Annotated in this window: 10 protein-coding genes and 1 pseudogene; 4 read left to right on the forward strand and 7 right to left on the reverse strand. The window is 58.8% G+C overall.

The annotated features are described in order from the left end of the window. Positions 1–657, forward strand: a 657-nt coding sequence (locus tag BSU04_RS13500) for a hypothetical protein (RefSeq protein WP_218827281.1), incomplete at its 5' end; no start/stop codon positions are given. 199 nt (positions 658–856) lie between these two features. Here BSU04_RS13500 and BSU04_RS13505 read toward each other — a convergent pair. After that, positions 857–1,234: pseudogene (locus tag BSU04_RS13505) on the reverse strand (IS6 family transposase); the annotation flags it as partial. A 112-nt stretch (positions 1,235–1,346) separates the two neighbouring features. Between BSU04_RS13505 and BSU04_RS13510 the strand changes: the two are divergent. Next, on the forward strand, positions 1,347–2,825 hold the full coding sequence (locus BSU04_RS13510) for a hypothetical protein (RefSeq protein WP_179258313.1): 1,479 nt from the start codon (positions 1,347–1,349) through the stop codon (positions 2,823–2,825). A 712-nt stretch (positions 2,826–3,537) separates the two neighbouring features. On the opposite strand, the gene BSU04_RS13515 is transcribed toward BSU04_RS13510, so the two are convergent. After that, complete coding sequence (locus BSU04_RS13515; RefSeq protein WP_089161071.1) at positions 3,538–4,671, reverse strand: FAD binding domain-containing protein; 1,134 nt, start codon at positions 4,669–4,671, stop codon at positions 3,538–3,540. A 91-nt stretch (positions 4,672–4,762) separates the two neighbouring features. After that, on the reverse strand, positions 4,763–5,899 hold the full coding sequence (locus tag BSU04_RS13520; protein WP_089161072.1) for an alkene reductase: 1,137 nt from the start codon (positions 5,897–5,899) through the stop codon (positions 4,763–4,765). A gap of 395 nt (positions 5,900–6,294) precedes the next feature. Between BSU04_RS13520 and BSU04_RS13525 the strand changes: the two genes are divergently transcribed. Continuing rightward, positions 6,295–8,016 carry an IS1634 family transposase gene (locus BSU04_RS13525; protein ID WP_089161073.1) on the forward strand — a complete coding sequence of 574 codons (1,722 nt, stop codon included), beginning with the start codon at positions 6,295–6,297 and terminating at the stop codon, positions 8,014–8,016. A gap of 264 nt (positions 8,017–8,280) precedes the next feature. Here BSU04_RS13525 and BSU04_RS13530 read toward each other — a convergent pair whose 3' ends face one another. The 3 genes from BSU04_RS13530 to BSU04_RS13540 all read right to left on the reverse strand — a co-directional run bounded on the left by BSU04_RS13530 (position 8,281) and on the right by BSU04_RS13540 (position 10,539). Next, on the reverse strand, positions 8,281–9,756 hold the full coding sequence (locus BSU04_RS13530) for a transposase (protein ID WP_144021228.1): 1,476 nt from the start codon (positions 9,754–9,756) through the stop codon (positions 8,281–8,283). Between the two features lie 136 nt (positions 9,757–9,892). Beyond that, positions 9,893–10,291: a type II toxin-antitoxin system VapC family toxin gene (locus tag BSU04_RS13535; protein WP_089161075.1), complete on the reverse strand. Its 399-nt coding sequence runs from the start codon at positions 10,289–10,291 to the stop codon at positions 9,893–9,895. Further along, a complete protein-coding gene (locus tag BSU04_RS13540) occupies positions 10,288–10,539 on the reverse strand; it encodes an AbrB/MazE/SpoVT family DNA-binding domain-containing protein (RefSeq protein WP_089161076.1) in 252 nt (83 codons plus the stop codon). The genes BSU04_RS13535 and BSU04_RS13540 overlap by 4 nt, the downstream gene beginning before the upstream one ends. Before the next feature lie 236 nt (positions 10,540–10,775). Here BSU04_RS13540 and BSU04_RS13545 point away from each other — a divergent pair, with 236 nt between their 5' ends. Next, positions 10,776–11,990, forward strand: a complete 1,215-nt coding sequence (locus tag BSU04_RS13545; protein WP_089161077.1) for a tyrosine-type recombinase/integrase — start codon at positions 10,776–10,778, stop codon at positions 11,988–11,990. Between the two features lie 334 nt (positions 11,991–12,324). On the opposite strand, the gene BSU04_RS13550 is transcribed toward BSU04_RS13545, so the two are convergent. Beyond that, positions 12,325–13,222: transposase (locus BSU04_RS13550; RefSeq protein ID WP_089161078.1), on the reverse strand; the 898-nt coding region annotated here is incomplete at its 5' end.

The raw sequence follows: 13,222 nt of genomic DNA on the forward strand, positions 1-13,222 counted from the left end.
TCGTCTCAGCGGGCGGACGACCTGCGCACCCTCGCCCGGTGGCTCGAACGTGACATTCTGTCACTGGCCGGTCCTGAGCGGGGCGCCCGTCAGGAGCTGTTCGACTTCATCGTCGATGAACTTCATCAACGCGAGCCCGAAGATCCATCGCGCATCGGCACGATGCGCGTCGCCCTGCAGAACCAGCGCGACGACCTCCTCGCCTTCGTCGGCGTGCTCGATGACAAGCTGGCCGCTATCGCGCGCGCGGCGGCAGTACCGGACTATCTGGTCCGCGCAACGTGTCTGCTGCATCGCAAGCCCGACACCTCGGGTGCCTTCTGGCAAGGCTGGAACCGGCTGCATGCCGCCATGGGGCGCAAGTTCTACAGGGTCTGGAGCGCGGTCTCGCGAGCCATGCAAAGCACGCCACGCAGCAGCTCGTTGGTCGAAAACCTCAACTCCCGGCTGCGCAACTGCCCGACGCTGCGGCGCCATCTGAACGGTAGCCGCGCCTGGCTGGGCCTGCTGCAGTTCTTCCTCAATCACCGCCGCTTCATGCGCAGCCGGTGCAGCGAGCGGCTCGGCAAAAGTCCACGTGAAGCGATGACCGGCCAGGACCATTCGCACTGGCTGACACTACTCGGACTCCGTCCGCTTCAGCCTCGGCAAACTTGATCGCGGGAGGTCGCGGACTTCAAACTGATTTGCATTCCATATTAATCCTGCCTGAAAGCGCGGGACGAATCAGCTCGTCTATGTAACGCAAAAACCACGGGTTTTGAACCACGCCGGCCATCTTGATGAGCAGACCAGAAATGACAAGGACTGCTCACATAACCATCGAATGAAACTGCCCGGCGGCGCACGGATGGGTTCAATCCTCGGTTTTCATCTGCCCCTTCCTGATCATATGCATGACTTCGATGCCAGACAGGATGATGCGGGCGCATCGAAAATCCTTGAAGCCGAGCATCGGTCGGGTGATGCGTTTGACGGCCCGATGGTCTTGCTCGACCACGTTATTCAGGTACTTGAGTTGACGGATCATGATGGGCGTCTCCCGCGCGGCGTTCACCGCCTGCAGCGCAGCCAGATTAGAGCCGCTTTTGTCGATGGTTACCGTCTCGGGTACACCTTTCCGAGCGATCGACGTTTCAAAGAAGCGCCGCGCTGTCACCTTGTCGCGCTTGGCTCTGAACAGGAAATCGACGGTTTTTCCCGCCGTGTCCACCGCCCGGTAGAGGTACTGATATGACTTTCCGTGTCAATAACGACGAGGTTCATACATGGGTAACACGCGGGGCGCCGGGTGAGGCGGCGATGGTCGATAATGGCCGCCCATTTTTCTCAGTCGTGGTGCGTGCATGAATCGATCCGATAGCGCGGCAGCGAAGCTGCCTGAACCCGAGCGCCAGGACTTGGCAGTTCAGGCGTTGGCCGGAGCCGGGACGATCAGCGCGCTGGCCGCCCAACACGGGGTGAGCCGCAAGTTCGTCTATGCGCAAACGGACAAGGCCCGCGCCGCGCTGGAAGAGGCGTTTGCATCTGCGGTGCCCGAGGATGACGTGCTGTTTGAGTTGCCGGTTAGCAAAAGGTGGCTGCGCCAGGTGATGGTCGCACTGACGCTGATCTGCCGCAGTTCGTATCGCGGCGTGGTGGAGTTCATGCGCGACTTGCTGGGCGTGTCCACCAGTGTGGGCAACGTTCACGACGTGCAGCAATGGGCCGCGCAGCAAGCGGCCGCGCTCGACCGCGAGCAAGACCTGTCCGGCATTCGCGTGGGCTTGCATAACGAGATCTTCCAGGGCTCGCGGCCGGTGCTCGCCGGCGTCGATGCCGAGTCGACCTACTGCTACTTGCTGGCGGCCGAGGCCCATCGCGACGGCGACACCTGGGGCGTGCACCTGCTCGACGCGGCGCAGCAGGGACTGGCGCCCGAGTACACGATTGCCGATGCCGGCCAGGGCCTGCGCGCCGGGCAGAAGGCCGTCTGGGGCGACACACCGCGCCATGGCGATGTATTTCACATCCAGCGCCAGTGCGAAGAACTCGCCAACACGCTGGGCAATCTCGCCAGGGGCGCCCGGTCGCGGCGCGAGAAGCTGCAAGCCAAGCTCAACCAGCACCGCTCGCGGGGGCGCGCTGGCGGCTTCGCTACCCAGCTGAGGCGGGCACGTCGGACTGAAACGCAGGCGCATCAGTTGGCCTGCGACATCCGCACGCTGACCCAGTGGCTCAGTCATGACATCCTGGCGCTGGCGGGTCCGCAACTAGCCACGCGGCAAGCGCTGTTCGACTTCATCGTCGAGGAATTGGGCGTGCGCGAAGCGCCGGATGCGCGCCGCATCCGCCCGGTGCGCATCGCGCTGCAGAACCAGCGCGATGACCTGCTCGCGTTCGCCGGCGTGCTCGATGCGAAACTCGCCACCATCGCGCAGGCCGCGAGCGTACCCGGTGATCTCGTGCGCGCCGCGTGCGTGCTGCACCGCAAACCGACCACCTCGCCTGCGTACTGGCAAGGCTGGGGCCGGTTGCGATCCCAACTGGGTGGCCAGTTCCACGCCGTCTTCGCCGCTGTGGCGCAGGTCATGGATCACACGCCGCGCAGCAGTTCGCTGGTGGAAAACCTCAACTCGCGGCTGCGCAACTACTTCACGCTGCGGCGCCATCTGGGTCCCCATTATCTTGACCTGCTGCGCTTCTTCCTGAACCACCGGCGCTTCATGCGCAGCCGCCGGGTCGAGCGTCAAGGCAAGAGTCCGTGTGAGTTGATGACGGGGCGGGACCACCCGCACTGGCTGACGATATTGGGACTCGGAGCGCTTCAACCGCAGCAGGCCTGAGCGCGGGAGGTCGATATTCAAGACCTCCAACCAAATCGGACTGCTAATCAAAAATCAAAATTACGCTGCTCTACGAGCGGTGCGGATCAGCACGACCGTGTTACCCAAAATCGGCGCTTTTCGAACCACGCCCACGCCAAGTATCACTGGCGCCGCTTCGTCACCTGGACCAAGGAAACCATTGATGCCGAGGTCGAAAAACTGCTCGGCGGATTCGGCTCAGATTTCAAATCAGATTTTCGTGAACACTTACAACACCACAGCGCGTTTCTGAATGACCGTTCCCGCTCTCCTCGGTCGCAGGAATCGTTGCGTGGTCGCTACTTCCAACCGACAGAAACAGCAAAGCCGAGCGCTGTCATACGGCGCCAGTCAGCTCGATAGATTCCAGCACCTGCATGACATCGCACCCTACAGCCCTCATATTTTTAAGTCAGCAGTCGGGGCTACGCAAATGATCAACCTTGATGAGCAACGAAAGTAACGGTGACCGCAATGCGGCAAGAGTTGGGTGCACGAAAGTGTCCGGGGGGAAAAAACCGGCGCGGCGCGCCGCGCCACCTTAAAGAGTTCGACATCTTCCGAAGGCCTGTCGAACTCTGATAGAGCTCCAGAATATACGAAAATGAAGTTGTCAAACCAGCAATAAGAAGCCTACATTGAGTGTAATTCCCGAGACTAAAACGTTACGCTGACGCCACGGAGCCAAACTTCATGAGTTGCCATTTCCCAACCCGAAAAATGCCGCCAATTCAGGCCCTTTCTTCAATAACCGGTCTACTTCGTCACGTCTGCGTGCGGCCCATTGCTCAAGTGTGCTGACAACGCACGGGTCGAAATCGGACGAAAAGGCTTCCGCCAGCGAAACAGCGTCGTCTGCTGCCTTTGAAGTGCCCGAACCTGTGTGCGGTCTGACGGTGCAGGCAGCATCGCCAACGAGGGCCACTCGTCCCACGGCAAAGGTAGGACTCAAGGCGTCATAGATCGACTGAAAAAACGGTTCCGGTGTTTTTTGTATCAGCTGAGCGAGAACCGGAGGAAGGAAAGTATTGGCAAGTTCGCAAAGTTCGACGAACGATTCTCCGGATAGCAGGCCTGCGCTAATCGACGAATGATGCGGCCGGCCGAGGTTATCTGTTAGGTGCCGGTGCAAGTCCGCCATGTTGGGCTCGTTTCGATACCAGAGCCAGTTGAAACGTCGTCGTCCCGGTTCGAGTGACCCATCGAGACCCGGAATCAGAAACGCCATGAACATGTGGCCGGTTTCGCGAAAGATCGTTAAATTGTCGACCAGAGTTTCAACTTCCAACGGCGAAAACGCCGCTTCGTCGACGATTCCTCTCCATGCAATATACCCCGCAAAGCGCGACGCATGCTCCGGAAATAGCGTAGCGCGCGTTCGCGAACCTCCTCCATCTGCCGCAACGAGCATGTCTGCAGTGAGGCTTTTGCCGCTGTCAAAGTGGACGTCGATACCGGCTGCGTGCTCGGTAAACCCGGTCACCTCACAGCCGTACGAAATCTGGGCTCGCGGCAGCATGGCGCAAAGTGAGCGATAGACCGTGTCCCAGGAAGAGAAGGGCAGCTTCTCCCGTTCCTCGTTGACCGTTGCGCCGTGGATATCGACGCGACGCCGCACGTTGGTAGGCACGCTAATCATTTGCTGGGTGTAATGGCCGTGCTGCTCAAGAAACCTCAGCATATGGCGCAGCACGACTACGCCGCCGCCTCGCCCGCGAAGGGGCACTTCGGAGCGCTCGTACACGTGAACATCGTGTCCGACGCAGCTCAGAGTGAGTGCACTCGATAGGCCCGCAATAGACCCGCCTGCGATGAGTATTTTCATACGTTGGTTTGGGCACGAAATTAAGCGCCATCAAGCTGAAGAATGCGACGGCGCTTGTCTGTTGCATGACACCGTGAACTGACTTGTAAGATCAAAATTCGCCGGCTTTGAGGCCACCGGCAGTTACCTTTTCGTTTGCATACGTTGGATAGTCGGTATAGCCTGCCGCATCGCCGCCGTACCATCCAAACGCGCTTGCGGTCGTCAAGGGTTGCTTATGCCCAATGCGTTCGACGAGGTCTGGATTTGCGATGAAGGCGCGCGCGTAAGCTACCAGTTGGGCGGTGCCGTCGGCGATCAGCGATTCGCCTTGTTCCACTGTGAGGCCGCCATTAACCATCAATGTCCCGTCAAACGCTGCTCTGACTATAGAGACAATCTTTGGCATATCGGGTTTGCCAATCCACCCGTTTGTATCTGCGGCGTGAACGTATGCAACACCGAGTTCCTGAAGCATTTTGGAAACGTATCCATACGTGGCGTCTGGATCAGGGTCACGAACGTTGTTGTACAGAGCGAATGGCGAGATACGTACACCCACCCGGTTAATCGGCATAACCTCACCAATTTCCTCAAGAATCTCGCGAAGAAATCTGACGCGATGACCGACCGAGCCACCGTATTGGTCGTCGCGAACGTTGGTGGTGGACGAGAGAAACTGATGCGGAAGGTAGCCGTTGGCTGCATGCACTTCCACTCCGTCGAAGCCGGCCTCTTGAGCGCGTTTGGCCCCGGCCCTATAGCATGCAATCGCGTCGCGGACCTCGTCGATAGTCATCGCGCGGGAGGGTGTTGCGTGAATCTTCGTGTAGTGTCCGTTTTGTAGCTGCCCCCACACCTGCAATTGTTCCAGGTCGTCATTAACTCCAGAGGGCGACAGGGGTGCCTGTCCGTCGAGTAGCGCGAAAGAACTGACTCGACCTCCATGCCAGAGTTGCATGAAGATATGTCCGCCAGCCGCGTGCACGCGCGTGACAATGGCACGCCAGCCTTCCATTTGCTCGTTCGTGTAGACCCCCGGCGCAAGTTCGAACGAGGCAGACATGCCGCTCACGTTCGTTGCCTCGGTAAGGATCAGTCCCGCGGAAGCGCGCTGCTCGTAGTACTGAGCCATCAGGGAGTTCGGTAGTCCGGCGATCTTCGCCCGGCAACGCGTCATGGGTCCCATGACGACCCGGTTTTTAAGCGGCAAGCCGAGCATCTCATACGACGAAAGAAGGGTAGACATGTGTTCTCCTGAGGCGGAAGAGCTAACAGCGTTGCATGACCTGTACTTTAGTTGTTCGATAGATCTTTTGTGGAGATATTTGCGACTTTGGAAGATGGTGCCTCGGTGCGACCGGAGTCGAACCGGGAGTTTCTATTCTATGCAGCGTTGGTGTGGAGCACACGTTAATAGATATGAACGGCCTGATATATTTCAGGCAGTGACTCGCGACAGGTCTTACATTCCGCAGGTCGAGGACACAATTTGGCGTGAATTTCGTTGCCAGTCGGGCGGGCGAAATGCGCGGCCAGCCCGCGGGGTAGCCTGAGCAACTGCCTCTGCAAATCCGTGAGTGGTATGAGACAGCATCAAATGTCCTTGAATATTTAGTAGTCCTTTTATAATATAGCGGAAGAATGTCCAGCCCGCAAAAACTTTCTCCGCCCAAGGCTCGCTTCATCCTGCACAGCGAGCGACTGGGACCTTTACCCCTCGTCAATCACTTCATTGATCGCATCGGCCTGGCGTCCTTGCTCGATCGCCACGTTCCCTCAGATGCGCGCTGTGCGGTGCCTCACGCCCAGGCCCTTGGCGTACTGCTGCGCTCGATCATCGTCGAGCGTGAGCCGATTTACCGCCAGCAGGAGACGGTCCACGGCTTTGCGAGCGGGATGTTTGGCATCGGTTCTGAGCAGATGACTCACCTCAGCGATGATCGGCTTGGCCGTGCGCTGGATCACCTGTTTGACGCCGACCGCGCGGCCTTGCTCACCGAGGTCGCGCTGGCCGTTGCAAAGCGCTTCGGCGTGAACTTCGACGAGTGTCACAACGACAGTACGACGATCAGCTTCTGTGGCAGCTATCGTGGTGCCTCAGGCCGCAAGATCCGCGGACGCACAGCTCCGATGATCACCTATGGTCACTCGAAGGCCCACAGGCCAGATATGAAGCAGCTGCTGTTCATCCTCACCATGACCGCCGACGGCAACATTCCCGTCGCGTTCCGCTGTACCGACGGTAACACGAGCGACTCGCGCACCCACATCGATACCTGGAATACGCTGCGCGCCCTGGCCGGCCGAAGCGACTTCCTTTATGTGGCCGACTCTAAGCTTTGCTCGCGGGAAAACATGGACCATATCGATCGCGCGGGCGGACGGTTCGTCACCGTGTTGCCCCGCAATCGCCTGGAAGACGCGGAGTTCCGCCAGTGGATCCAGTCCAACACACCTGACTGGACCTGTGTGTGGGACCGGCCCAATCCGCGCCACCGCGACGGGCCACGCGACTGCTGGTATGTCTTTCGCGCTCCGCTACTGTCGGCCGAAGCGTGGCCCGTAGTATGGGTGTGGAGTCCGTTGCTGACCCTGCGCCAGGAGGCCCGGCGACGCAGGAACATCGCCGCGGCCATTGAAGAGTTCCAGCAGCTACGCGCGCGGCTGGCCGGCGCGAAGACGCGGCTGCGTGGCGCTGCCGAGATTGACCTGCAGATCAAGGTGATGCTCGAGAAGCACCACGTCGCCCGCTATCTGAAGGTCCGGCGTGCCGTGCGTGAAGAACACGAGTACAGGCAGACGCGGCGGGGTCGCCCGGGACCCGAGACGGCTTACCGCAAGATCACCAGGCGGCGCTTTGACATCGAGTGGACGACCGACGAACAGGCCATCGCTTACGATCACAGCAGCGATGGGATGTATCCTCTGGTTACAAACGATCGCAGTCTGTCACCGGCCCAGGTGCTGGAGGCCCACAAGGGTCAGCCGATGATCGAGAAGCGCTTCGAACAGGTCAAGACCGTATATGAGATTGCGCCGGTGTTCCTGAAAGACGAGGGCCGCATCGAGGCTCTCTTCACGCTGTACTTCCTCGCTTTGCTCATTCAGGCGCTCATTGAACGCGAGCTGCGCCTTGCCATGAAGCGCGAGAATATTGACGAACTGCCTCTTTATCCCGAGCAGCGTCAGTGCGCACGCCCCACGACCGAACAGATCCTGCGCCTGTTCAGCCTCGCCCAACGTCACCGGCTGATCGAGGGTGCACACACTGTGCAGGTCTTCGCCGTTCCCCTCACGGAATTGCAGCGTCAGCTGCTCAGGCTACTCGGCGTCCCGGAAGACGCCTTTCGCCCGCCGGATTAGCGACGAAATTCACGCCAAATTGTGTCCTCGACGTGCGGAATGTAAGACAGGTTGCGTCCCGCCACGAGGATGACCCGGTGGGCTTTGTCAACTTAGCGGAATGAGGCGAGTAAACCGGACTCGGGACGGCTGATCAGAAAGCGAAGGACGTATTTTGGGCATGGTTCAAAAGGCCCGCATTTTAGTGAACAGTAGACGTGCGGAATCCAGCCCTGGCATAGAAGGTATGCGGGCCAGTTCCTGTTCTTTAAATCCAGAATTGCGTCAGGCCGCTGGCTGCTTGAAACCGGCGAAGCCGAGAATTTCCAGCCAGGGCAAATGGGGTTTTCCGGTCATCGCCTGCGCCGCAGTTTTATTCTTCAACCGTTCATGCCGACTCCGCATGAATGGCTTATGTTTGAGATAAAACTGTAGGACTCCGAGGGTTTTATGGCTGACGGTTTTCCGTTCACTTAGGTACGGTCGAAGGCGGCTGTGCAGATTTTCAACCATCGAACTACAGCGATGCGTTTTTTTCAGAATGGCGAGCACCGCATCTTCTATCTCATCAGCTTTCTCGCCAATCAGACTTTCCAATGCCGATGACTGATCGTGATAAGCGCAGTGATCGATGCCGTATCGGGTCGTATGGCAGACATGCCAGACGGTGTGGATCGATATCCCGTACTGCGTTGCCAGTTGTGCAAACTGGTCATTCAAGGCATCAGCCACATCCAGCAACGCATCGCGCCGATAATGCAGGGACGTCACAATGGCATCGATCCGATGCGGATGCCGCCCGGCGATGATCGACATTTCGGCAACGATAAAGTCATAAAGCATCGCACGCACTTGCGGCGCATAGCCCGCCAGTTGCAGCACATCGTGCTGCAACCACTGTGCCAGAAGCTGGAAGGTGGCGTACGTTTCTTCCAGTACGACAAGCCCGGTCAGCGCGATGGACGCGCCCGCAGACTGCGCTTCTTTCTTTTGCGCATCGCGCTGCTTTTCTGCACGGCGAACAAGCTTGAGCGTCGCCGTTGTTCGCGATGCGACCTGATTTTTCAGGTACCGGGCGCAGTCTTTCAGGTCGCGGATAAAATGGAAATGATCATGCCGCAAGGTGGTCTCTGGCAATATGTTGGCATGGCCCTTGATCAAACCTTTGGCACTATCCACAATGCTGGTATCGGGCGCGTAGCCGCGTGCCTGAAGATCAAGCAGATGAATTCCCCATGTTTCATGGTCGCGATCCTCCGCTCTGGCCAGCAGTGCGCAAAACCGCGACTCAATATCCACGACACTGAGGATGGGCTGATTGCGGTGGAATACTTCGTCGGCGGCACTGCATCTGATCGGGCTCAGTGCATAGGCCTCATTCAAGACAGCAGCCTTGTTGGCAGCAGCGTCAAGAATGTTGAACACCGATCCCAGGGCAATCGGATGATCGAAGATGCTCTTCAGAAAAGACATGATCCCGCGATAGCTTGAATTGCAGATGCAAAACAACCCGACCACCATCTGATGGATAAATGACCGGGTAACCGGAACGGTAAACAGCGTTTCATCATCGATCGCGTCCTTGAATTCGTTGGCGGCGGCTTCCAGTGCCCGGTTCTTCTGCGCGTGGACCGTCGTGCGGCTGCAATGAAAATTTCTCGCTATCTCGGTGATCGTTTGTTGGCGACTGATCGCCTGGAGCGCCATCGCGCATTTCCTGGCAGCGGGAATGCGCTTTACTGGGATTTTCTGGAAGACCATTTTTATCGTGAGCAAGGTTGTCTGAATGACAATTCTTTCATACTCACAAAAATCTTCCCCACATCGACGGATCGGTGTTCACTGCAAATGAACCATCCCTGATTTCCTTACTGCGACGAAACCCAGACGAGCGGCATTAGCCAAGCAGACGGGCCGGCTCACCTTGCGCTGTCAAACGCTTCACCGCCTTTTTATCGAAGGACACAAAGGTGTCCCCACCTAACCAGCTTCCTTCGTACGCAATCACGCCATCTGCGAAGTCGCCGCCGGCGTCCAGCACTGCTAAACCGGCCTCGACCGCTGGCCGGTTCACCACAACGTTGATGCCGTTGATCAGGTGCCGGATTGCTTGCGCAATGTCAGTGGTCGCGATCTTATATCCCTGCGACAACACCCATACGAGTTCGCAGAGCGCCGGCAGCGCCACGGCCACGACGTCCGCGCGCTCCAGTTCCGCTTGCGCGAGTCTGCTCTGACGCTCATCATCGCCCGTAATCGCCCGAACCAAGACGTTTGTATCCGCCGTGATCTTCATCGTTTGCCAGCCCAACCACGCGCAGCCACGTCGTTTATTTCCTCAATAGACAAAGAAGGACCCTTCTCCTTCTTAAGAAAATTGAATACCGCACTAATAGGCGCGCTTGGCCGCTCGGCGCGCACAATGACTCGCCCATCGGGAAGCTTGTCGACGGCGATCTTTTCGCCAGGATGAACACCCAGATGTTTCAAGACGTCTTTGCGCAAGGTTACTTGTCCCTTGGCAGTCACAGTGAGCGTGCTCATGGCGATATACCTAGATTGAATCTCTAAAATTGTAAGGCAAAAATACCTTACCGTCAACACTAAGAGGTGGACAGCCCATGCAGCGCGAAGAAGTCGCGACACTCGATATCGCGGGCAGCGCAAACCGGACTAACCGCCCAGCGCCGGGGCCGCAACCACACCCGAGATCGATGAATATTACTGACCTAATGTCAATAAAATGGTGTGGTCTCTTCATTTGGCCACGCCTACCCGTTATGCCCCCTTCCGACCCGGCTCGCGAGACTGCTCCAGCCTTGCCCAATCTTGTGTCAGCTCTCGTGCCACTTGACGCGCTGACGCTGCCGAGCGACCTCGACGGCCGGCACGGTCTCAATCGCGCGCGCCAAGGCATCCCGCAAATTGCAGCGGACAACGACGTGGACGCGATCAAGGCGTGGCTCGCCCGCTATGCCGATAGCCGCGCCACCTTCGAGAGCTACCGCAAGGAAGCCGAACGGCTGTTGCTGTGGAGCACCGTCGAGCTGCGCAAACCCCTCTCCTCGCTCACGCATGAAGACCTTCTTGCCTACGGGCGATTCCTGGAAGATCCGCAACCGGCTCAGCGCTGGGTGATGCACGCGCGTAAGCTCTCGCGCAGCGATCCGATGTGGCGCCCTTTCGCGGGCCCTCTGTCGGCAGCCAGCCGCCATCAGGCGGTGATCATTTTGAATGGATTGTTCTCGTGGCTCGTCAACGCGGGCTATCTGGCGGGCAACCCATTGTCGCTGTCGCGCCAGCGCCGCCGGCGGGAGAAACCCCAGATCGACCGGTATCTGGATCACGATCTGTGGGCGAGCGTCAAAGCGTCGATTGATGCCATGCCGTGTGTAACCCCGCGCGAGCGCGAGCACCATGCGCGGGTGCGCTGGTTGATCGCGTTGTTGTACCTGAGCGGGCTGCGCATCTCGGAGGCCGCAGCGAACACGATGGGCGGTTTCTTTACCCGCGCGGATCGCTCCGGTGAAGCGCGGTGGTGGCTGCGGGTGACCGGCAAGGGCGACAAGGAACGGCTGCTGCCCGCTACGCGCGAGCTTGTCGCTGAGCTCACCCGCTATCGGCTGCACTACGGCTTAAGCGCCCTACCTTACCGGGACGAAGCAACACCACTCGTCTTGCCGATCGGCGGCCAGCGTCGACCGCTCACGCGTGCGGGACTGCACCTGATCATCAAGCAGGTATTCGAAAACGCTGTCGGGCAATTGCCGTCGGAGGGCGAGGCCCGTGAACATGCTGTACGGCGTTTGCGGCAGGCCTCGGCTCATTGGCTGAGGCACACAGCGGGCTCCCACATGATGGACCAGCAAGTCGACCTGCGTTACGTGCGCGACAACCTCGGCCACGAGTCGATCTCGACCACCAGCCGGTACCTGCACGCCGAGGACGACGATCGGCATCAGGCCACGGAGAGCGGGCATAAACTGAATTGGTAGCGCCCAAGACACCGGCATTCGACGAGCTGCATTTCTGTCGACAAGCGATTGACCATTGCCCCTAGCGCGCTGAGCTGTGAATACAAAACTGACAGACGGTTAGTTGCGTAAATGATTTCACCAAGCCAGCAACGCAACAGCCTTGGTGAGCCAATTTCGGGTGAACGCACGGGACACCACAAAACATCGAAGGATAGTTTCCTTTCATCTCGTGGGCTGACTCACGATACATTATCTAGGAATGCATATGATTCATTCCTAAGTGTAGTTATATCAACCCGGGCGGCGCATCGGCCCCGCATCCAATCCACCCAAGTTAAGAAATGGAGATCTTTCAGCAAGGTTTTTGCGTCATGGATTTGTGGGGTTTCGAGCGGGGTTTGCGTTGCTTTGAGATTCCTGGTCGATGACGGAAGGTATGGCGTGCGATGAGGGCCAAGGCGTGCGCCAGCGAGGTCGCCGCGGCGATGCCGAGCAACAGGGATGGCAGTAGAGGCTTGAGCACGGAATGCACGTAAGCGCGGTTGATGCGTCGGTCGGGCGGCAATTCATGGCAGGCGTGGGCCGTCAGGGTGGTCAATGCCTGCAGGTTGTCGCACAGCACCCTGGCGGCGAGATCTTGTGCCACAGCCCGTTGTGACAGCCCGGAAACATGCTCGAGGTTTAACCGGTGCTTGAGGCGCTTGAACGCTTCTTCTATTCGCCAGCGCTGATGGTAGAGATCGCCAAACTGACTGGCCGGATAGCGCGCGCTGTCGAGTAAATTGGTCATCAGGACCCGCACCTTGCCGGTGGATGCCACGTGACGCACCAGGCGCACGGTTAGCGCCATGACAGGGCATTCGTAATCGACTGCGTCGCGAAGATCCGGGGCGCGCAGGGTGACGATTTGGTCGTCCAGTCCAGAGCGGAGAAACTGACGTACGCAGGCAAAGCCGCCATTGCCGGATTGCTCGACGCGCATGCAAAAAGGGATGCCGCGCTGATTCAGGACGGCAGGCAGCCATCGGCAGGGATAGCCCCGATCGAGCAGCAGGAGATCGTCGCTGGAGAGACGATCCAGGTGCTCGAACAGCATTTGACGCTCGTTCTCATGCACGCTATGCAGGGAGGCGGCAAGCATCAGTTCAGCACCAGGCAGGAAGAGTCCGAACACAAGTTGGTCGGGCAGTGCGGCACGCTTGACGTGGCTGGCACGAAGGCCGAAACGGACGGTGGAGGCATCGGCGGCG

Source organism: Caballeronia sordidicola (assembly GCF_002220365.1).
GTDB classification, from domain to species: domain Bacteria; phylum Pseudomonadota; class Gammaproteobacteria; order Burkholderiales; family Burkholderiaceae; genus Caballeronia; species Caballeronia sordidicola_C.

Bases quoted from the DNA above. Each gene is read 5' to 3' on its own strand.
- BSU04_RS13510 (WP_179258313.1), top strand. From the start codon at position 1,347: ATGAATCGATCCGATAGCGCGGCAGCGAAGCTGCCTGAACCCGAGCGC.
- BSU04_RS13515 (WP_089161071.1), bottom strand. From the start codon at position 4,671: ATGAAAATACTCATCGCAGGCGGGTCTATTGCGGGCCTATCGAGTGCA.
- BSU04_RS13520 (WP_089161072.1), bottom strand. From the start codon at position 5,899: ATGTCTACCCTTCTTTCGTCGTATGAGATGCTCGGCTTGCCGCTTAAA.
- BSU04_RS13525 (WP_089161073.1), top strand. From the start codon at position 6,295: ATGTCCAGCCCGCAAAAACTTTCTCCGCCCAAGGCTCGCTTCATCCTG.
- BSU04_RS13530 (WP_144021228.1), bottom strand. From the start codon at position 9,756: ATGGTCTTCCAGAAAATCCCAGTAAAGCGCATTCCCGCTGCCAGGAAA.
- BSU04_RS13535 (WP_089161075.1), bottom strand. From the start codon at position 10,291: ATGAAGATCACGGCGGATACAAACGTCTTGGTTCGGGCGATTACGGGC.
- BSU04_RS13540 (WP_089161076.1), bottom strand. From the start codon at position 10,539: ATGAGCACGCTCACTGTGACTGCCAAGGGACAAGTAACCTTGCGCAAA.
- BSU04_RS13545 (WP_089161077.1), top strand. From the start codon at position 10,776: ATGCCCCCTTCCGACCCGGCTCGCGAGACTGCTCCAGCCTTGCCCAAT.